Below are 19,190 nucleotides of genomic sequence, written 5' to 3' on the forward strand. Positions count from 1 at the left end.
GCGCCAAGTTTACATCATTTATAATTATTCATTCAGAATACCCATTTGAGCCTACAATTCACCGTATGGTCGCTGCCTCCCTGTCCCCCCGCGCACTCTATGAAGAAGTGGCCGAACTGCTGCGCCAGCGCATTTTCAGCCGCGAGCTGGAGCCCGGCAGCTGGATTGACGAGCTCAAGCTGGCCGAGCAATACGGCATCAGCCGCACGCCCCTGCGCGAGGCGCTCAAGGTGCTCGCCGCCGAAGGCCTGGTGACCATGAAGGTGCGCCGCGGCGCCTACGTGACTGAAGTGTCCGAGCGCGACCTGGCCGATGTGTACCACCTGCTCGGCCTGCTGGAAGCCGACGCGGCCGGCGTGGTGGCGGCACAGGCCACCGACGCGCAGCTGCGCGAACTGCAGGCCCTGCACCAGGAGCTGGAGGCTGCCGCCGTGCCCGGCAACGAGGACCGCCAGCAGTTCTTTGCCGTGAACGAGCGCTTTCACATGCAACTGCTGGCCGTGGCCAACAACCGCTGGCGCGACCAGATGGTGGCCGACCTGCGCAAGGTCATGAAGCTGAACCGCCACAACTCGCTGCTGAAGTCGGGCCGGATCGAGGAGTCCCTGCGCGAGCACCGCGCCATCATGGCCGCGCTGGCCGCACGCGACAGCACGGCGGCCGTGCAGCGCATGCACGAGCACTTCAAGAACGGGCTGGAAGCGGCGGCTTGATCGGACTCGCGCCCCTGCGCCCGATGCGCTTCAGCCCTCGGACGGCGGGAAAGTCGGCCGCGCGGGCAGCTCAAAGCGTCCCCAGACGAGCTTGCCGGCGACACCGAGAAACAGCACCGAGCCAATCACCAGCATGTACCTGCCGAGCCGCTGCTGATCGCCCAGCAGATAGAGGTTGCACAGGCGCTCGGGCGAGATCAGGTAAAGCCAGCCCAGGCGGAAGAACGTGGCGATGAATTCAAGCAAAAAAACACCGCGCACGATGAAACTCATGCGCGGCCAGCTGAGCGCGAACGGAAGCCCGACGAGCAACGGCAGCGAGAGATATTTGGCCGCGGCGACCAGTGGCTCGATCACCGAGGCGTCGAGCGTACGCGGCAGCATCCAGAATGCGCTGGCGACGCTGGCGAGCACCAGCCCGCTGATGCCGAGGTGATTCCAGCGCGCGATTCGCGCCAGCCCCGGCGCCGGCAGCGCCTGCGCCAACAGACTACCGACGCCGATCAACAATGGCAGTTGCAGCAGCATCTGTGCAGTCATGCTCGACTCGAGCGCGTGCCTGAGCGGCGGCGCCAGCAGCACCAGCAACGCCAGCGCGGCGAAGCGGCCGGGGTGACGCAGGTGCATGTTCATCGGCCGAGGCGCTGCAACACGACCTGTGCGACGGGCCCCGGGTCACCGAGATCGAAGATCCCGACCAGCCGGCCACGCGGGTCGACGAGATGGATTGCCGCGTTGTGGGTGTAGCCGCCGAGGCCGTCGGCGATGACGGTGACGCCGAACGCACGCTTGATCTGCGCCAGGCCGTCAGGGTCGATCGGCCTGGCGGCGAGCCAGCCACGGCCGCGGTCGCGGTCGCGTGAGTGCGCCAGGTAGGCCGCAAGTTGCGAGGGGATATCGTGATCCGGGTCAAAACTGATGCTCAGCAACTGCACCTTGCCCTGAGCGATTGGCCCGGCAAGACGATCCTGCAATTGCGCGAATTCGCCGCCGAGCGCGATGCAATAGCTCGGGCAGCGCGTGTAGATGAAATCGATCACAAGCCACTTGCCGCGAAAATCGCTCAACTGGATGTGCGCGCCCGACTGGGTTTGCAGGCCCGCCGCAGGAATCTCGACCGGATGCCGCTGCACCGCAAGCCGCCGCGCGGCTTCGGTGGTAAAGGCCTGGAACTGGTCGGTGGCTGCACTGAACACGGCACCACCGGCCAGCAGGAACGCCAGGCTAGCCAGTAACGCGCGCAGGGTCGGCATGGCCAGGCGACCTGAGCAGCCCGACAAGGATTTGAACAGCGAACACCAGCATCGCTGTAATCAGCAAGGCTGCACCGATGGCCCCGGCCTGGTCGTACGGCAGCCACTGCGGCAGATGGACCGCGAAACGCCGCGGCGTACTTTCATGGCCGGCCGCGAGGAATGCGAAGACAAACACCAGGCCCCCAAAAACATAGAGTGGAAAGCCAAGCTTGTCGCTTGCGCGAGCGGGCGTACGCTGGCCAATCACGTGAAACATCAACGCAAGCACCATCGGCAGCACACCGAGCAGCAGATAGAAATGAAAGTGACCCGGCACCCACTGGGTGTTGTGCATCACCCTGTTGACGGAAATGGTGCCATCGATGATGGCAGGGATGATGCCCGCCGCCCACCCGAACATGGACAACATCAGCAGACTGGACGGCATGCGCCAGCGCATGCCGGAACGGTAAACATTGGTCAACGCACCATAGACCGTCACGGTAAACACCGGCAGGCCGGCGCAGTAGGAAATGATCTGGCCCATCACCAGCATCCAGAATGGCATGGCGTAATCCATCATCAGGTGGTGTGGATAGACGATCAGCACCATCACCAGGCTCGACGCCCATGACCACAGGAACGGTCGCGAGATCGGGTACGGCCTGCCGCTGTAGCGCGGCAACATCTCATAGACGGCGATCACGCCCATATAGATGCTGGCGTTGATGAACATGTGACCGAACAGATAGGTCAGGTTCTTCACCAGCAGTGCGTTGAGTCCGACCGACGGAAAATAGATGTTGATCAGGCACATCACCAGCACGACCGCGCCAGCCAGCACACCGATCGAATTGGTGATGGCCACCATGGTGCTCGCAACCACGGCCTTCGGATGCGACTTGTCGATCTCGCCGCCAAACAGCCACTGCAGTCCCAGCGCGCGGCCGAGGTTGCCGTAAACCCGGATGATGGCCCACATCGCATCCAGGTAGAACAACAGAAAGCCGACGCCGATGAGCAGGTAGCCGAGCATGAACAGCGCGGCAGCATGCGGACTCCACACATTCATTGAATGCACCGGCAGCGGATAAAGAAAGGTCCACGCTCCGGCGTAGCCACCAATGAATACCGCCGCCAGGAGAGCGACCGCGCCGAGTATGAAGAGCACGTAGTTGGCAGCGAAGATCGCGAGTGTCAACTTGACATACTTGCGCAGAAAAAACCACATCACCACGCTGGACGCCAACCCGATCGTGCCCACCATGCCGGCACCGTGCGCCGTCATTACCCGATAGAAAACGTCGAGCGGAACGCCGAGCCAGGTGCTCTGGGCCAGGCGCATCGTCAAGCCCAGCAGCATCATCAGCACAAAGACGAGCAGCACCGAAGCCACATACAAATTGAAGACGATGCGCTCGTTGCGCGTCAGGGCCTCGTCGGCCGGGTACAGCTGCATTGTGCTCATGGTTGCGCTCCTTTATCGGCCGCTACGACTTCGAACTCGGTGACCATTCCGTGGTGCGCCAAACCGCAATATTCCAGACACATGACCCGGTACTTGCCGGGCTCGGTGAAGGTATGGAGCAGCCGATTGCTGAAGCCGGGCATCGCCTGGGTCTGCGTGACGATCCGGTCGCCCGGGCCGTAGATCGCGAAGCCATGGTTGACATCGGCGCTGGTGACGTTGAATTCCACCGGCGTGCCCGCCCGCACCTGGCTCTGGCTCAATTCCCAGTTCCACTGGCGCCCGATCACGTTGACGATCTGTGCGGCTGGCGCCTGCACGCGCTGGTTGGCGATCGGAAAGGGGCTCAGGGTCGCATACGCCACGCCGACACCGAGCAGAACCAACGCGAGGAGCCACCATCGTCGGATCGCATGGGCCCTCTTTTGCACCTGAGCCGAATCGGCCGACTTGCCCGCCTGGGCGATCACGTAAATGAACGCCAGCGCGACCACTGAGATCCCCGTCAACGTCAACAACCAGACTTCGTCCTGTATGACCATGGCAGTTCCTTCGTAAAGGTGCATTTTTGATGGCTGAAATGTCGCGGCAAAAAACAGAACTGTCAAGTTGAATTTTTCTGGCTGGCCGAAGAAGCCGATGCTTAGGCGTGGGCCGCCATTGCCCTTGCCGAAAAGAGCGGGAAGTTTGAATTCCATCGGCCCAGCAACTAAATTGAACGAGTAGTGTCTGATGGCGCGCAATGCGGCCGAAAGGAATGCCATGAAGCCGTTTTCAATGGAATCGAGCATGCTGACGATGCGCGGGGTGTTTTACCCCACCGGCTATCTGTTCGTGATGCTGCCCAAACTCGAGGATGCTGAAACGCTCGACCGCAATCTGCGTGCGAGCGGCTACAGCGACCGCGAACTCATGCTGCTCACGCCCGAGGTCATCCTCGGGCAGATCCGCAAGACCGTACGCGACGACACCAACCCGCTGCCTTCGGTAGGGTCCGAGAGCGACACGGTGCGCGAATACGAAAAATTCGCGCGGCAGGGGCACTGCGCGGTGATGATCCATGTGCCGTCCGAAAAGGACACCCCGCGGATCATGGAAACGGTGCGCAGCGTGCCGTTTTCCTATGCGCAGAAATACCGCCCGCTGATCATCGAAGACATGGCCTGAGCCGGCACGGGCGCCGGAAAGGTGCCGCAGCGGGCACCGCACAGCCGTCAGGACACGGGCGGCAGGGTTGGCGTGACCTCCCACTGCTGCATCACCTTGCCGTGCTTGTCCACGCTCTCCAGCCGCACGCGAAACCCCCACAGCCGACCCACGTGCTTGAGGACTTCCTGCGCCTCCTCGTTGAGCGGGCGGTCATTGTGGCGCGTGTGGCGCAGGGTCAGGGAGCGGTCACCGCGCAAATCGACGTTCCAGACCTGGATGTTGGGCTCGCGGTAGCTCAGGTCGTTCTGACGCGCCAGCGCTTCGCGCACATGACGGTAGCCGCGCTCGTCGTGGATGGCGGCGACTTCGAGCTCGTTTTGCGATGCGTCATCGACGATGGAGAACAGCCGCATCTCGCGCATCAGATGGGGCGACAGGTACTGGCCGATGAAGCTCTCGTCCCTGAAATGACGCATCGCGTAGTCGAGCGTCTGCAGCCAGGGCGACCCCGCGATGTCGGGAAACCAGGTCCGGTCCTCCTCGGTCGGGTTCTCGCAGATGCGGCGCAGGTCGCTGAACATCGCAAAACCCAGCGCATAGGGATTGATGCCGCTGTAGCCCGGGTGTGTGACCGGAGGCTGGTAGATCACATTGGTGTGGGAACGCAGCACCTCGATCATGAAGCCGTCGGTCAACTGGCCCTCATCGTACATGGCATTGAGCAGCGTGTAGTGCCAGAACGTGGCCCAGCCTTCGTTCATGATCTGGGTCTGGCGCTGCGGGTAGAAATACTGCGCAATCTTGCGCACGATGCGAATCACCTCGCGCTGCCAGGGCTCAAGCAACGGGGCGTTTTTCTCGATGAAGTACAGGATATTTTCCTGCGGCTCGGCCGGAAAGCGCCGGCTCTTTTTCTCGACCTGCTTTTCGGCTGCCTTCGGCAGGGTGCGCCACAGGTCGTTCACCTGCTGCTGCAGGTAGGCTTCGCGGTCCTTGCGCAGTGCTTCCTCTTCGGCCAGCGAGCGCTTTTGCGAGCGCCGGTAGCGGTCCACCCCGTGGCTCATCAGGGCGTGGCAGGAATCCAGCAGTTCCTCCACCGCGTCCAGCCCGTAGCGCTCCTCGCACTCGGCGATGTAGGCCCGCCCGTACACCAGGTAGTCGATGATCGAGGTGGCGTCGGTCCACATGCGAAACAGGTCGTTGCCCTTGAAAAAGGAGTTGTGGCCATAGCAGGCATGCGCCATCACCAGCGCCTGCATCGGCATCGTGTTTTCCTCCATCAGGTAGGCAATGCAGGGGTTGGAGTTGATGACAATCTCATAGGCCAGCCCCATCTGTCCGCGGCGATAGCTTTTTTCCGTCGCGATGAACTGCTTGCCATACGACCAGTGCCGATAGTTCACCGGCATGCCGACCGAAGCGTAGGCGTCGATCATCTGCTCGGCGCTGATGACCTCCAGCTGCAACGGGTAGGTGTCCAGCCCGAAGCGCTGGGCCATGCGCGCAATCTCGGCGTGGTACGTCTCGATCAGCTCGAACGACCAGTCGGACGGGCACGGCAGCGGCGTGCGGCGACCAACGGTTCGCGGCCCTGTGGGCGGCCCGGCCGGCTCGTCTGAGGGTACCTGGAAGGTGGGCACGGTCATGGCGTGGTCGTTTTCTTGAACAGCTCGCGGAACACCGGGTAGATCTCGGACGGCCCGGAGATTTTCTGCATGGCGAAGTTGGGGTGCGCCGCCTGCACCAGGCTGTATTCCTGCCACAGGTTCTGGTCCTCATCGGCCACCTGGACATAGGCGAAATAGCGGGTCAGCGGCAGCAGCCTGTCGGACAGCAGTTCCCGGCATTTGGCCGAGTCCTGGTGCCAGTTGTCGCCGTCCGAGGCCTGCGCGCCGTAGATATTCCACTGGTTCGACGGGTAGCGCGCCTGGATGATCTCGTGCATCAGCGTCAGGGCGCTGGACACCACCGTGCCCCCGCTCTCGGTAGACTGGAAGAACTCCTCCTCGGAGACTTCCGAGGCCTGCGTGTGATGGCGGATGAAAATCACATCGGTGCGCTCGTAATGCCGCGTCAAAAACAGGTACAGCAGGATGAAGAAGCGCTTGGCAATGTCCTTGCGCGCCTCGTCCATCGAACCGGACACGTCCATCAGGCAGAACATCGCCGCCTTGGCCGTGGGCAGTGGCACCCGGACCCGGTTGCGGTAGCGCAGGTCGAACGGGTCGAGAAACGGAATCTGGCCGAGCCGGCGCCGCAGCGCTTCGATTTGTGCTTTCAGGGCAAGGATTTCGGTATGCGGCGTTTGGGCGTGGCGCAAGGCCGTCGCCAGCCGTGCCTCCAGCTCACGCAGGCGCCGGCGCACATCGCCCCCCATGGCAATCCGGCGGCCCAGCGCCATGCGCATCGAGCGCACCACATGCAGATTGGTCGGCGTTCCCTCCGAGATGAAACCGGCGCGCCGCGACTGCCACTCCGGCGCATCGGGCAGCAACTGCGTGCGCACCAGATGCGGCAGCGCGAGGTCGTCGAAAAAGTACTGCATGAACTCTTCGCGCGTGATGCGGAACACGAAATCGTCCTCGCCCATGCCGTCCGGACTCGCCCCGCTGCCGGCCCCACCCGCGCCACCGCCGGCCGGCCGCTCGATGCGGTCGCCGCGCACATATTCCTGGTTACCGGGGTGCACGCTCTCGCGCGTGCCGCCCGGGCCATGCCCGAACACCGGCTCGGACACGTCATGCCTTGGCAGCGTGATGTCTTCGCCCTGCTCCATGTCCCGGATGCTGCGCCCGCTCACGGCGCGGCGCACAGCCTCGCGGATCTGCCCGCGGTAGCGGTGCAGAAAGCGCTCGCGATTGCCGATCGACTTGTTCTTACCCGACAGGCGCCGATCGATGATTTGGTGGAGCATGGTGGCCTCAGGTCGGCATCAAGAGCTCTTGCGCACCCGCAGGTACCAGTCGCACAGCAGGCGCACCTGCCGCGGGGTATAGCCCTTGGCCACCATGCGGTTGACGAAGTCCTCGTGCTTTTGCTGCTCGTCGGCGCTCGCCTTGGCGTTGAACGAAATCACCGGCAACAGATCCTCGGTGTTCGAGAACATCTTCTTCTCGATCACACTGCGCAGCTTCTCGTAACTGGTCCAGACCGGATTCTTGCCGGCGTTGCTGGCGCGCGCGCGCAGCACGAAATTGACGATCTCGTTGCGGAAGTCCTTCGGGTTGCTGATGCCGGCCGGCTTTTCGATCTTCTCGAGCTCGGCGTTGAGCGCCGCCCGGTCGAACAGCTCACCAGTGTCGGTATCGCGGAACTCCTGATCCTGGATCCAGAAGTCCGCATACGTCACATAGCGGTCGAAGATGTTCTGGCCGTATTCGGAATAGGACTCCAGGTACGCCGTTTGTATTTCCTTGCCGATGAATTCGGCATAGCGCACCGCGAGCTGCTCCTTGATGAAGCCCAGGTATTTCTGCTCGGTTTCCGGCGGAAACTGCTCGCGCTCGATCTGCTGCTCCAGCACATACATCAGGTGCACGGGGTTGGCCGCGATTTCGGTGGAATCGAAATTGAACACCTTGGACACGATCTTGAACGCAAAGCGGGTCGAGACGCCGCTCATGCCTTCGTCCACGCCGGCGTAGTCGCGGTATTCCTGGTAGCTCTTGGCTTTCGGGTCGGTGTCCTTCAGGTTCTCGCCGTCGTAGACCATCAGTTTGCTGAAGATGCTCGAATTTTCGGGCTCTTTCAGTCGGGTCAGCACGGCGAACTGCGCCATCATCTTCAAGGTGCCGGGCGCGCAGACCGCGTGCGACAGCGATGAGTTGCGGATCAGCTTTTCGTAGATCTTGACCTCATCGGAGACCCGCAGGCAGTACGGCACCTTGACGATGTAGATCCGGTCCAGAAAGGCTTCGTTGTTCTTGTTGTTCTTGAAGGCCTTCCACTCGCTCTCGTTGGAGTGCGCCATCACGATGCCGTCGAACGGAATCGCGCCGAAGCCCTCCGTGCCCTTGAAGTTCCCCTCCTGCGTCGCGGTGAGCAGAGGATGCAGCACCTTGATCGGCGCCTTGAACATTTCGACGAACTCCAGCAGGCCCTGGTTCGCCAGGCACAGGCCGCCGGAATAGCTGTAGGCGTCCGGGTCGTCCTGTGCAAAGGTTTCCAGCTTGCGGATGTCGATCTTGCCGACCAGCGACGAGATATCCTGGTTGTTTTCATCGCCCGGTTCGGTCTTGGCGATGGCGCACTGCTTGAGAATCGACGGGAAACGCTTGACCACGCGGAACTTGCGAATGTCACCGCCGTATTCCTCCAGGCGCTTGACGGCCCAGGGCGACATGACGCGCTGCAGGTAGCGCGGCGCGATGCCGTACTGGGACTCCAGCACCGGCGCGTCTTCGGTATTGCTGAACAGGCCCAGCGGAGATTCGTTCACGGGGGAGCCCTTGAGGGCGTAGAACGGCACCTGCTCCATCAGTTGCTTGAGCCGCTCGGCGATCGACGACTTGCCGCCGCCGACCGGTCCCAGCAGATACAGGATCTGCTTCTTCTCTTCCAGCCCCTGGGCGCCATGGCGGAAGTACGACACGACCTGCTCGATCGGGTCTTCCAGCCCGTAGAAGTCCCGAAAGGCCGGGTAAATCTTGACAACCTTGTTGCCAAAGATGCGCGACATCCGCTGGTCATGGCGCGTATCGAACATCTCGGGCTCGCCGATGGCCGCCAGGATGCGCTCGGCCGAGGTGGCGTAGACAAGGGGATCTTTCTTGCACAGCTCCAAATAATCTTCGAGCGACAGCTCCTCCTCCCGAGACTGCTCGTAACGTGCCAGAAAGTTGCGGACGACATCCATAAGACCTCCTTCACAAGCGGCGGTCGAATGGCACCATCACTGCAGTGGTGACGGCCCACTCTGCCTTACCGCACAGCCCTCAATGTATACCCCCATGGGACTGATGAATAGACCATCAAACGTGAAAAAAGTTCTAAAAAACACACTCTTTCTAGCATTGTCTTGGGGCGACGGGCTGGAGATCAAGCTGTGGCGCACTCGGGCGGGCTGTTTTGCACCATCTCATGCGCCAACGCCATCACGTCGCGCGCAGGCAACGCCTTGAGCCGATGATCGCTCCACACTTGCCGCCAGTGCCTCGACCCTGGCAGGCCGTGACGCAGGCCCAACATATGGCGTGCGATGGCGCTCCATGGCGTGCCATGCAACTTCGCCTCGCGCGCCATGTAGTCGGTCATCTGCTCCTCAACCGCCTCGCGCGTGAGCGCTGCGCGCGCCGAGCGATGGAAAAACTGCTCGTCCCATTGCGCCAGCCACCAGGGGTTGTGATAGGCCTCGCGCCCAATCATCACGCCATCGAGAGTCTGCAGTTGCTGCGCCACCTGCTCGCTGCCGGTGATGCCGCCATTGATGCAGATCGTCAGTGCCGGAAACTCGCGCTTGAGGCGATGCACCAGCTCGTAGCGCAGCGGCGGCAATTCACGGTTCTCCTTGGGGGACAGGCCTTTCAGCCAGGCGTTGCGGGCGTGGACGATGAAGGTGAGGCAACCGGCCTCGCTGACCGTCCCCACAAAGTCGCGGACAAAGTCGTAGCTCTCGGTCCGGTCGACGCCAATGCGGTGTTTCACCGTGACAGGCACGGACACCACGTCCACCATCGCCCGGACACAATCTGCCACCAGTTGCGGCTCGGCCATGAGGCAGGCGCCGAAAGCGCCACGCTGCACCCGCTCCGACGGGCAGCCGCAATTGAGATTGATTTCGTCGTAGCCCCATTGCTCACCGAGCCGGGCGCTGTGCGCCAGATCCGCAGGTTCACTGCCGCCCAGTTGCAGCGCCACGGGATGCTCGTCCGCGTCGTGCTGCAGGTGCCGCGCAACGTCGCCATGCACGAGTGCCCCGGTGGTGACCATCTCGGTGTACAACAGGGCCTGGCTGGAGAGAAGGCGGTGGAAATAGCGGCAATGCCTGTCCGTCCACGCCATCATGGGGGCCACGGACAGCGTTGAAGGTGGCAAGGCAACAGGCATCGGCAAAGTCGGCATGGCCTCAATTATCCCAGCGGTCGGGTGCCAGCGCCGGGGCGGGTAATATCCTGCGACGCGGCTGCGCGCTCACCCGGTGCACGGCCCGGTAATCGAGAAACGCAAAGTGATGGCCAAAGAGACCTGGACGATGACACGACAGACAGCACCAAACACGCGCCCCGCTGGCCCTGCTGAAGGCCTGTGCGCGCTCCGGCGGCGCTCGTGGTGGATGGCGGCAGCAGCGCTGCTGCTGGCGGCTTGCACCTCCGTTCCCTTGCCGCAATGGCCTGACACGACCCAGCCCGCGACGGCCGCCCCCACGGTGCCCGCCACGGCGCCACGGGCCCCCTCCCCGGCCACGCCAGTGCCGGTGCAGGTCACGCCTATCGGGGCAGCACCGAACGGGCCAGCCGCGGCGCCCTATGGCGCCGCCGTGGCGGCGCGCTTTCCCGACCCCGCCGTTGTTTACAGTACGCCGGGGCTGGCGCCCGGACGCACCAGCTTCACCTCGAACGCGGAAGTCCAGACATGGTTGCGCGACCTCTCGCGGCAGTCGGCCCAGACTGCCGGCCCGAAGGCGGCCGTGTTGTCGCTGGGCCCGTCGCAGCGCGGCGAGCCGCTCGAGGCGCTGATCGTGACCCGGGCTTCGAGCACGGATGCCGCGACGGTGCTGGCAGCCGCACGCCCCACCGTGCTGCTCATCGGCCAGCAGCATGGCAACGAGCCCGCCGGCAGTGAGGCGTTGCTCGTCATTGCACGTGAACTGGTGCAGGGCCCGCTACAGCCGCTGCTGGATCACATCAACGTGATCATCGTGCCGCGTGCCAACCCCGACGGTGCCGCCGCGGGCCAGCGCGCGACGGCGAACGGGATTGACATGAACCGCGACCACCTGCTGCTGAAGACGCCGGAGGCACGTGCACTGGCCAAACTCGCGCGCGACTACCGCCCGATGGTGATCATCGATGCACACGAATACACCGTGGCCGGCCGCTATCTGCAAAAGTTTGGCGCCATTCAGCGCTTCGACGCCCTGCTGCAGTACGCCACCACCGCCGATCTGCCCGAGTTCGTGACCAAGGCGTCCGAGGAATGGTTCCGCCAGCCCGTCGTGGCGGCGCTCAAGGAGCAGTCCTTGAGCAGCGAGTGGTACTACACCACCTCCGCGGACCCGGACGACAAGCGCGTCTTCATGGGCGGCACCCAGCCGGATACGGAGCTCAACGTCGGGGGGCTGGAAAACGCGGTCAGCCTGCTGATCGAAACCCGCGGCGTCGGCATTGGCCGGCTGCACATCCAGCGCCGGGTCCACACCGACGTGACCGCCATTACATCCGTGCTGGGCAGCACGGCGCGTCGTGCCAACGATCTGGTGCAATTGCGCTCGTATGTGGAACGCGAGGTCAGCGCCAAGGCGTGCAATGAAGAGGCGGTGATCGAGGTGGCACCCACCCCTACCCGGCGCGACCTGATCATGCTCGACCCCCAAACCGGGCTGGACCGCACGATTACCGTCGACTGGACCTCCGCCTTGCAGCTGCGCCCCCTGAAAAGCCGCATGCGCCCCTGCGGCTACCTGCTGTCGGCCGCCTCCACCGTGGCGGTGGACCGCCTGCGTCTGCTGGGCATCCCGGTCATGCAGGTCGCCGAGCCCGGCACCGTCCTGGGCGAGAGCTATCGGGAAACGGCGCGATCCGCGGTCGCGCGGCAGGACGCGCGCGGCGCCATTGCCGGCAGTCAACCGGCCACCCGAGTCGCCGTCGATCTGGTGCGCGGGGTGGTCGACGCACCACGCGGCAGCTACTACGTTCCGGTGAACCAGCCGCTGGGCAGCCTGGTGCTGGCAGCACTGGAGCCCGACACCCAAAGCAGCTACTTCGCCAACCACCTTCTGAACGGCCTGCAAAGCACCGTGCGCGTGATGACGGCACCGTCACTCACGCTGCAAGATGCACCTTGAGGAACCTGGATGATCGACCTGCACTATTGGCCCACCCCGAATGGCTGGAAAATTTCCATCATGCTGGAGGAATGCGCACTGCCCTACCGGCTGGTCCCGGTCAACATCGGCAAGGGCGAGCAGTTCACGCCGGAATTTCTGGCCCTCAGCCCGAACAACCGCATGCCCGCCATCGTGGACCATGCGCCTGCGGGCGGCGGCGCGCCGGTGTCGGTGTTCGAGAGCGGCGCCATCCTGATTTATCTGGCTGAAAAGACGGGCCGCTACCTGCCCGCTGATCTACGTGATCGCTACCAGGTTCTGCAGTGGCTCATGTGGCAAATGGGGGGCCTGGGCCCGATGGCCGGGCAAAACGGTCACTTCCTGCTGTACGCGCCCAAGAAAATCCCCTACGCGATCGAGCGCTACGGCAACGAGGTGGATCGCCTGTACGGTGTGCTCGACGCGCAACTCGCGCGCACCGGTGCCTTTGTGGCGGGTGCGGCCTACTCGATCGCCGACATGGCCATCTTTCCATGGGTGCGCACGTACAAGGCACAGCAAGTCGCGCTGGAAGATTTCCCGAATATCCGGCGCTGGTACGACACGCTGTTCCGGCGCCCGGCCGTCAAGCGCGGTCTCGATCTGGGCAAGGACTTGCGCGCGCCGGGCCTGACCGAGGAAGCGCGCAAGGCGCTTTTCGGGCAGACCGCGCAAAGCGTGCGCGGCGGTGCGCACAAGCTCATCTGAACCTCGTTCGACCGCATCGCGGAGCCCGTTCATGATTGAATTTTTCTTCGACTGTTCCAGCCCCTGGACCTACCTTGCTTTCCACAACATCCAGCCGCTCGCCCGCGAGCTGGACGTGCCCATCCGCTGGCGGCCGATCCTCGTGGGCGGCGTGTTCAACAGTGTCAACCAGAGCGTGTACGCGCAGCGCGACAACCCGGTGCCGCCCAAGCGCGACTACATGCTCAAGGACCTGCAGGACTGGGCGCGCGCGGCAGGCTTGAAGATCATGATGCCGCCCACCGTCTTTCCGGTCAACAGCGTCAAGGCCATGCGTGGCTGCCTGTGGCTGGCACCGCAAGACAAGCTGGTCCCGTTTGCCACGGCCGTGTTTGAAGCCTACTGGCAGCGCGACGAAGACATCTCGCAGGACGCTGTGCTGGCACGGGCCTGCCAGCAGGCAGGGGTCGCGCCCGACGATTTTTTTGCCGGTATTGCGCAGCCCGCAATAAAGGAACAGCTCAAGGCCAATACCGGGGAGTTGATCCGGCGCGGCGGCTTCGGCTCGCCCACTATTTTTGTCGGCGACGACATGTACTTTGGCAACGACCGGCTGGTGCTGCTGCGCGCCGCCGTGCTGCGGGCAAAGAAGTAGCACGCAGCCTGACTCGCGCCGGCGCCCGGCTACCGGCTCGTCACCCCCATGTGCTCGACTTTGCGGTCGAGCAAGACTTCGGGCATCTCGGCTTCGACCCAGGTTTCGTTATTCAGCCCCGCGTGCAGCCGCTCGGTATCGAGTTCGCCCGTCCACCGGGCCACCACGATGGTAGCCACACCATTGCCCACCAGATTCGTCAACGCGCGTGCCTCTGACATGAAGCGGTCGATGCCCAGAATCAGCGCCAGGCCGGCCACCGGCACGTGACCCACGGCCGACAGCGTGGCCGCCAGCACGATGAAGCCGCTGCCGGTGACGCCGGCCGCGCCCTTGGAGGTGAGCAGCAGCACCATCAGCAGGGTAATCTCCTGCATCAATGTCATGGGGGTGTTGGTGGCCTGCGCAATGAAGACGGCGGCCATGGTCAGGTAGATCGATGTGCCGTCCAGATTGAACGAATAACCGGTCGGAATCACCAGGCCGACCGTTGTCTTGTTGGCACCGAGGTTCTCCATTTTTTCCATCATGCGCGGCAGCACCGACTCGGACGATGAAGTGCCCAGCACGATCAGCAGTTCTTCCTTGATGTACTTGACGAACTTCCAGATGCTGAAGCCGTTCAGGCGCGCAACGATACCGAGCACCACAAAGACGAAAATCAGACAGGTCAGGTAGAACGTGCCCATCAGTTTGCCCAGCGAAAACAGCGAGCCGATGCCGTATTTGCCGATCGTGAAAGCCATCGCGCCAAAGGCGCCGATGGGGGCCACCTTCATGATGATGCCGACGACGGAGAACAACACGTGCGAGGTTTTTTCGATGACATCGAACACCAGCGTGCCACGCCCGCCAAACTTGTGCAGCGCAAAGCCGAACATGATCGCAAACAGCAGCACCTGCAGAATTTCACCCTTGGCAAATGCGTCGACCACGGTGTTCGGGATCACGTTGAGCAGAAAATCGACCGTGCCCTGCATCTTGCCGGGCTCGGTGTACGCGGCGATGCTTTTCGTGTCGAGCGTGGAGGCGTCCACATTCATGCCCGAGCCCGGCCGCAACAGATTAACGATGACCAGTCCCACGATCAGCGCGACAGTGCTCATGACCTCGAAGTAGAGCAAGGCCAGGCCGCCGGTCTTGCCCACTTTCTTCATGTCCTCCATGCCCGCAATCCCCACCACCACGGTGCAGAAAATAATCGGGGCGATGATCATTTTGATCAGCTTGATGAAACCATCTCCGAGTGGCTTCATCTGCGCCGCGAACTGCGGGTAGAAGTGGCCCAGGACGACACCGATGACCACGGCCACCAGCACCTGCACGTAAAGGGATTTATAAAGCGGACGTTTTGCCGCCACCAGTGTTTCACTCATTTGGCAGACCTCTTTTGGTTTGAACGATTCCGTGATGACAAAAAAACCCGCCGAAGCGGGTTTTCAAAAAATGGGAAATATGCAGTAAGGCTCACCCCATGTGCAAGCCACCGTTGACCGAGAAATCGGCCCCGGTGGCATAGCCGCCATCATCTGACGCGATCCACGCGATGATGGAGGCAATTTCTTCCGGGCTACCCAGACGCTTGACAGGCACGGTCGCGACAATCTTGTCGAGCACGTCCTGGCGGATGGCCTTGACCATGTCGGTGCCGATGTAGCCCGGGCTCACGGTGTTGACCGTCACCCCCTTGGCCGCCACTTCCTGCGCCAGCGCCATGGTGAAGCCGTGCAGGCCCGCCTTGGCCGTGGAGTAGTTGACCTGGCCAAACTGGCCTTTCTGGCCGTTGACCGAACTGATGTTGATGACACGCCCCCAGTTGGCTTCGATCATGCCGTCAATGACCTGCTTGGTCACGTTGAACATGCTGTTCAGGTTGGTCGAGATCACGGCATCCCAGTCGGCCTTGCTCATCTTGCGGAATTGCCCGTCGCGCGTGATACCGGCGTTGTTCACCAGCACCGCCACCGGGCCATGCTCCGCCTTGACCTTTTCAAACGCGGCCACCGTGGAATCCCAATCCCCCACATTGCCAACCGAGGCATGGAACGTAAAGCCCAGTGCCTTTTGCTCATCCAGCCACTTGGCGTGATCACGGGTCGGGCCGCAGCCCGCGATGACCGCGAAGCCTTCCTTGTGCAAACGCTGGCAAATGGCGGTTCCGATGCCGCCCATACCACCGGTGACATATGCTACTTTCTTGCTCATGATTTGCTCCTTTTTCACCCTGTTCGCTATAAATTTAATAGCATGTTACGACCATTGCACGGGGACTATGGGCTGAAAGTGTTGACTACTCCAACCCATGGCCATTGTGGGCTACAAAATCAGCGCTCGATAGTTAGGGCAACTCCCATGCCGCCACCGATGCACAGCGATGCGATGCCTTTTTTGGCGTCGCGCTTTTGCATTTCGTACAGCAGCGTCACCAGAATACGGCAGCCGGAGGCGCCAATCGGGTGGCCAATGGCAATCGCGCCGCCATTGACGTTGACCTTGGAGGTGTCCCAGCCCATTTCCTTGTTCACGGCGCAAGCCTGCGCGGCGAAGGCTTCGTTGATTTCCAGCAAATCGAGGTCGGCCGCCTTCCAGCCGGCGCGCTGCAGGGCCTTGGTGGACGCAGGTACCGGGCCCATGCCCATGTAAGCCGGATCGAGCCCGCTGGTGCCGAAGCTGGCAATGCGGCCCAGGGGCTTGAGCCCCAGCGCGGCCGCCTTTTTGGCCGTCATGACCATCACGGCGGCGGCACCGTCATTGATGCCCGAGGCATTACCCGCAGTGACGCCACCGGCCTTGTCGAACGCGGGGCGCAGGGCCGCCAGGCCCTCGGCAGTCGATTTGCGGTTGATGAATTCGTCGGCCGCAAAAACGAGGGGGTCGCCCTTTCTTTGCGCGATGCTGAGCGGTACGATTTCATCCTTGAACTTGCCGGCATCCTGCGCGGCCGCCGCCTTTTGCTGGCTGGCCAGCGCCAGCGCATCCTGCGCCTCGCGGCTGATGCCGTATTTCTTGGCCACGTTCTCGGCCGTGATGCCCATGTGGTACTGGTTGTACACGTCCCACAGGCCGTCAACGATCATGGAATCGGTCAACTTCCAGTCGCCCATGCGCTGGCCTTCGCGCGAGCCCATCAGCACGTGCGGTGCAGCACTCATGTTCTCCTGGCCGCCGGCAATCACGATCTCGCTGTCGCCCCAGGCCACCGCCTGCGCCGCCAGCATCACGGCCTTCAGACCGGAGCCGCACACCGCGTTGATGGTCAGGCCGGGCGTGCCCTGGTTCAGTCCGCTTTTGATGAGCGCCTGGCGCGCCGGATTCTGGCCCGCTCCCGCCGCCAGCACCTGGCCCATGATGACTTCGCCAATCTGGTCGGCAGCCAGGCCACTGCGCTTGAGGATGTCCTTGATGACGACCGCACCGAGTTCGGTGGCGGGGGTTTTGGCGAGAGTGCCACCAAACTTGCCAACGGCAGTGCGTGTGGCGGCGACGATAACGATGTCTTCCATTTTGACCTCCAGTGATTAAGCTTTTGCCTTGACGTAGCGGCCCGGAGCCGCTTCGATGACTTTGTATTTGCCCTTGCCATAGGCCTTGGGGGCGGTAATCTGTTTGCCCGCGTGACCCGCGAGCCAGTCGGACCAGTCGGCCCACCAGCTGCCCGGATACTCCTTGGCGCTGGCAATCCACGCCTGCGCCGTGGGCGGGAATTTGTCGTGATTGGCAATCCAGTGGCTGCGCTTGTTCTTGGCGGGCGGGTTGATGACCCCCGCAATATGGCCCGATGCCCCCATCACGAAACGCTTCTTGCCCGGCAGCCACTGCGTGGAGGCATACGCACCGCCAATTGGCACGATGTGATCTTCGCGCGAGCCGTAGATATACACCGGCAGGTCCAGTTTGCGCAGGTCCACGGCCTCGCCGCACACGATGGCCTTGCCCGGCTTGATCAGGTTGTTTTCCAGGTAGGTGTTGCGCAGGTACCAGGCGTAAAACGGGCCCGGCAGGTTGGTGGAGTCGCCGTTCCAGTAGAGCAGGTCGAACGCCGGCGGGGTCTCGCCCTTGAGGTAGTTGCCCACCACATAGTTCCACACCAGCTCGTTCGGGCGCAGCGCGCTGAAGGTCGAGGCCAGGTCCTGGCCCTTGAGCAGGCCGCCCTTGCCCATCTCCATTTCGCGGTACTTGACCATGCCTTCGTCGATGAAGATGTCGAGGATGCCGGTATCGCTGAAATCCAGCAAGGTGGTGAGCAGGGTAAGGCTGGCCACCGGCTTCTCGCCGCGTGCCGCCAGCACCGCCAGCGCGGTGGACAGAATGGTGCCGCCGACGCAAAAACCCAGGGCATTAATTCTCTTGGCCCCCGTGATCTCTTGCGTGACTGCTATCGCCTTGATAGCAGCGTCTTCGATGTAATCATCCCAGGTCTTGTTCCCGAGCGAGGCGTCCGGGTTGCGCCAGCTCACCACGAACGTGCGATGGCCCTGCGCCACCGCGTAGCGGATCAGCGAGTTGTCAGGCTGCAGGTCAAGAATGTAGAACTTGTTGATGCACGGCGGCACCAGCAGGAATGGGCGCTCGTACACCTTGGCCGTGAGCGGCTTGTACTCGATCAGCTGGAACAGCTCGTTCTCGAACACCACGGCGCCTTCGGTGGTGGCGACGTTCTTGCCCACCTCGAAAACGCTCTCGTCCGTCATGGACACATGGCCCCGACGCATGTCCCGCAGCAGGTTGGCGAGCCCCGCGGCGATGCTCTCGCCCTGGGTCTCGATGGCCTTTTGCTGCGCGTCGGCATTGAACGCCAGAAAGTTGCTCGGGGCCGAGGCGGCCATCCATTGCTCGACCGCAAAGCGGATGCGCGCCTTGGCCTTTTCGTCGCCCTCGACGGACTCCGCCATGGCCATCAGCGTGCGGGCGTTCAGCAGGTAGGTCGAGGCGGAGAAGGCCGAGACGAGGTTGTGGCTCCAGGCGTCCGCCTTGAAGCGCTTGTCGTTGCTCGTCGGGACGGCCTGCACACTCTCGTTCCACAGCTGCATCGCCTCGCTCACATACTGCTGCTGCAGCTCCTGCAGCCGTGCGGGCGGCAAGGTCACAGGAGTCACGGAGGCCAATGCGCCGGCGCCGCCCAGGTCCACCCCTTGATAAGACTGCATCGTCTTGTTCCAGTTATCGCTGAAGGCTTGCTGAAATTGTTGGGCCGCCTGGGCCCAGAACTCCGGAGATTCCTGATTCATGCCGTCTCCTCGTGATACTGTTATTTATAAGC

At 62.8% G+C, this 19,190-nt stretch carries 17 protein-coding genes; 5 read left to right on the plus strand and 12 right to left on the minus strand.

All coding sequences use genetic code 11. The features are described from left to right. Nucleotides 1-65: 65 nt before the first annotated feature. Nucleotides 66-713, plus strand: coding sequence for a GntR family transcriptional regulator (locus EUB48_RS11880; RefSeq protein ID WP_142819317.1), 648 nt, complete (start codon nucleotides 66-68; stop codon nucleotides 711-713). Nucleotides 714-743: 30 nt separating this feature from the next. Here the strand turns inward: EUB48_RS11880 and EUB48_RS11885 are convergent, their stop codons facing one another. From EUB48_RS11885 to EUB48_RS11900, 4 genes are read right to left on the minus strand one after another with little or no spacing between them, the layout of a single operon-like run. Next, nucleotides 744-1,340: a hypothetical protein gene (locus EUB48_RS11885; protein ID WP_210411622.1), complete on the minus strand. Its 597-nt coding sequence runs from the start codon at nucleotides 1,338-1,340 to the stop codon at nucleotides 744-746. Nucleotides 1,341-1,342: 2 nt separating this feature from the next. Further along, nucleotides 1,343-1,966 (minus strand): SCO family protein, encoded by a 624-nt coding sequence (locus EUB48_RS11890; RefSeq protein WP_142819319.1) that lies wholly within the window; start codon nucleotides 1,964-1,966, stop codon nucleotides 1,343-1,345. Then, nucleotides 1,938-3,416 carry a cbb3-type cytochrome c oxidase subunit I gene (locus EUB48_RS11895; RefSeq protein ID WP_142819320.1) on the minus strand — a complete coding sequence of 493 codons (1,479 nt, stop codon included), beginning with the start codon at nucleotides 3,414-3,416 and terminating at the stop codon, nucleotides 1,938-1,940. Before EUB48_RS11895 ends, EUB48_RS11890 begins: the two co-directional genes overlap by 29 nt. Beyond that, on the minus strand, nucleotides 3,413-4,207 hold the full coding sequence (locus EUB48_RS11900) for a hypothetical protein (RefSeq protein WP_210411623.1): 795 nt from the start codon (nucleotides 4,205-4,207) through the stop codon (nucleotides 3,413-3,415). Before EUB48_RS11900 ends, EUB48_RS11895 begins: the two co-directional genes overlap by 4 nt. On the opposite strand from EUB48_RS11900, the gene EUB48_RS11905 reads away from it, so the two are divergent. Continuing rightward, on the plus strand, nucleotides 4,206-4,583 hold the full coding sequence (locus EUB48_RS11905; protein ID WP_244618180.1) for an RNA-binding protein: 378 nt from the start codon (nucleotides 4,206-4,208) through the stop codon (nucleotides 4,581-4,583). The genes EUB48_RS11900 and EUB48_RS11905 overlap by 2 nt on opposite strands. Before the next feature lie 47 nt (nucleotides 4,584-4,630). On the opposite strand, the gene EUB48_RS11910 is transcribed toward EUB48_RS11905, so the two are convergent. From EUB48_RS11910 to dusA, 4 genes are all read right to left on the minus strand, one after another. Next, on the minus strand, nucleotides 4,631-6,211 hold the full coding sequence (locus EUB48_RS11910) for a SpoVR family protein (RefSeq protein WP_142819322.1): 1,581 nt from the start codon (nucleotides 6,209-6,211) through the stop codon (nucleotides 4,631-4,633). Beyond that, complete coding sequence (locus EUB48_RS11915; RefSeq protein WP_142819323.1) at nucleotides 6,208-7,479, minus strand: YeaH/YhbH family protein; 1,272 nt, start codon at nucleotides 7,477-7,479, stop codon at nucleotides 6,208-6,210. The genes EUB48_RS11910 and EUB48_RS11915 overlap by 4 nt, the downstream gene beginning before the upstream one ends. 18 nt (nucleotides 7,480-7,497) lie before the next feature. After that, entirely contained in the window at nucleotides 7,498-9,420 is a 1,923-nt protein-coding gene (locus EUB48_RS11920; RefSeq protein ID WP_142819324.1) for a PrkA family serine protein kinase, read from the minus strand. Between the two features lie 182 nt (nucleotides 9,421-9,602). Beyond that, nucleotides 9,603-10,625, minus strand: coding sequence for a tRNA dihydrouridine(20/20a) synthase DusA (gene dusA / locus EUB48_RS11925; protein ID WP_244618181.1), 1,023 nt, complete (start codon nucleotides 10,623-10,625; stop codon nucleotides 9,603-9,605). Between the two features lie 130 nt (nucleotides 10,626-10,755). Between dusA and EUB48_RS11930 the strand changes: the two genes are divergently transcribed. Genes EUB48_RS11930 through EUB48_RS11940 form a run of 3 tightly spaced genes read left to right on the plus strand, consistent with a single transcriptional unit; the run spans nucleotide 10,756 to nucleotide 13,930 of the window. Continuing rightward, complete coding sequence (locus tag EUB48_RS11930; protein WP_142819325.1) at nucleotides 10,756-12,567, plus strand: M14 family metallopeptidase; 1,812 nt, start codon at nucleotides 10,756-10,758, stop codon at nucleotides 12,565-12,567. A 9-nt stretch (nucleotides 12,568-12,576) separates the two neighbouring features. After that, entirely contained in the window at nucleotides 12,577-13,296 is a 720-nt protein-coding gene (locus tag EUB48_RS11935) for a glutathione binding-like protein (protein ID WP_142819326.1), read from the plus strand. Nucleotides 13,297-13,327: 31 nt separating this feature from the next. After that, entirely contained in the window at nucleotides 13,328-13,930 is a 603-nt protein-coding gene (locus EUB48_RS11940) for a 2-hydroxychromene-2-carboxylate isomerase (protein WP_142819327.1), read from the plus strand. Nucleotides 13,931-13,959: 29 nt separating this feature from the next. Here the strand turns inward: EUB48_RS11940 and EUB48_RS11945 are convergent, their stop codons facing one another. From EUB48_RS11945 to phaC, 4 genes are all read right to left on the minus strand, one after another. Further along, complete coding sequence (locus EUB48_RS11945; protein WP_142819328.1) at nucleotides 13,960-15,306, minus strand: dicarboxylate/amino acid:cation symporter; 1,347 nt, start codon at nucleotides 15,304-15,306, stop codon at nucleotides 13,960-13,962. A 91-nt stretch (nucleotides 15,307-15,397) separates the two neighbouring features. Then, a complete protein-coding gene (phbB, locus tag EUB48_RS11950; protein WP_142819329.1) occupies nucleotides 15,398-16,135 on the minus strand; it encodes an acetoacetyl-CoA reductase in 738 nt (245 codons plus the stop codon). Between the two features lie 119 nt (nucleotides 16,136-16,254). Further along, nucleotides 16,255-17,433 carry an acetyl-CoA C-acetyltransferase gene (locus tag EUB48_RS11955; RefSeq protein WP_142819330.1) on the minus strand — a complete coding sequence of 393 codons (1,179 nt, stop codon included), beginning with the start codon at nucleotides 17,431-17,433 and terminating at the stop codon, nucleotides 16,255-16,257. Between the two features lie 15 nt (nucleotides 17,434-17,448). Further along, nucleotides 17,449-19,158, minus strand: a complete 1,710-nt coding sequence (gene phaC, locus EUB48_RS11960) for a class I poly(R)-hydroxyalkanoic acid synthase (RefSeq protein ID WP_142819331.1) — start codon at nucleotides 19,156-19,158, stop codon at nucleotides 17,449-17,451. Between the last annotated feature and the right edge of the window lie 32 nt (nucleotides 19,159-19,190).

The sequence above is a fragment of the Rhodoferax sediminis genome, assembly GCF_006970865.1.
Taxonomy (GTDB): domain Bacteria; phylum Pseudomonadota; class Gammaproteobacteria; order Burkholderiales; family Burkholderiaceae_C; genus Rhodoferax_A; species Rhodoferax_A sediminis.

Excerpts from the sequence above, each read along its gene's own strand:
- EUB48_RS11940 (WP_142819327.1), top strand. The coding sequence starts at position 13,328 with ATGATTGAATTTTTCTTCGACTGTTCCAGCCCCTGGACCTACCTTGCT.
- dusA (WP_244618181.1), bottom strand. The coding sequence starts at position 10,625 with ATGCCGACTTTGCCGATGCCTGTTGCCTTGCCACCTTCAACGCTGTCC.
- EUB48_RS11945 (WP_142819328.1), bottom strand. The coding sequence starts at position 15,306 with ATGAGTGAAACACTGGTGGCGGCAAAACGTCCGCTTTATAAATCCCTT.
- EUB48_RS11890 (WP_142819319.1), bottom strand. The coding sequence starts at position 1,966 with ATGCCGACCCTGCGCGCGTTACTGGCTAGCCTGGCGTTCCTGCTGGCC.
- EUB48_RS11955 (WP_142819330.1), bottom strand. The coding sequence starts at position 17,433 with ATGGAAGACATCGTTATCGTCGCCGCCACACGCACTGCCGTTGGCAAG.
- phbB (WP_142819329.1), bottom strand. The coding sequence starts at position 16,135 with ATGAGCAAGAAAGTAGCATATGTCACCGGTGGTATGGGCGGCATCGGA.
- EUB48_RS11935 (WP_142819326.1), top strand. The coding sequence starts at position 12,577 with ATGATCGACCTGCACTATTGGCCCACCCCGAATGGCTGGAAAATTTCC.
- EUB48_RS11920 (WP_142819324.1), bottom strand. The coding sequence starts at position 9,420 with ATGGATGTCGTCCGCAACTTTCTGGCACGTTACGAGCAGTCTCGGGAG.
- EUB48_RS11915 (WP_142819323.1), bottom strand. The coding sequence starts at position 7,479 with ATGCTCCACCAAATCATCGATCGGCGCCTGTCGGGTAAGAACAAGTCG.
- EUB48_RS11895 (WP_142819320.1), bottom strand. The coding sequence starts at position 3,416 with ATGAGCACAATGCAGCTGTACCCGGCCGACGAGGCCCTGACGCGCAAC.
- EUB48_RS11885 (WP_210411622.1), bottom strand. The coding sequence starts at position 1,340 with ATGCACCTGCGTCACCCCGGCCGCTTCGCCGCGCTGGCGTTGCTGGTG.
- EUB48_RS11880 (WP_142819317.1), top strand. The coding sequence starts at position 66 with ATGGTCGCTGCCTCCCTGTCCCCCCGCGCACTCTATGAAGAAGTGGCC.
- EUB48_RS11905 (WP_244618180.1), top strand. The coding sequence starts at position 4,206 with ATGCTGACGATGCGCGGGGTGTTTTACCCCACCGGCTATCTGTTCGTG.
- phaC (WP_142819331.1), bottom strand. The coding sequence starts at position 19,158 with ATGAATCAGGAATCTCCGGAGTTCTGGGCCCAGGCGGCCCAACAATTT.
- EUB48_RS11910 (WP_142819322.1), bottom strand. The coding sequence starts at position 6,211 with ATGACCGTGCCCACCTTCCAGGTACCCTCAGACGAGCCGGCCGGGCCG.
- EUB48_RS11930 (WP_142819325.1), top strand. The coding sequence starts at position 10,756 with ATGACACGACAGACAGCACCAAACACGCGCCCCGCTGGCCCTGCTGAA.
- EUB48_RS11900 (WP_210411623.1), bottom strand. The coding sequence starts at position 4,207 with ATGCTCGATTCCATTGAAAACGGCTTCATGGCATTCCTTTCGGCCGCA.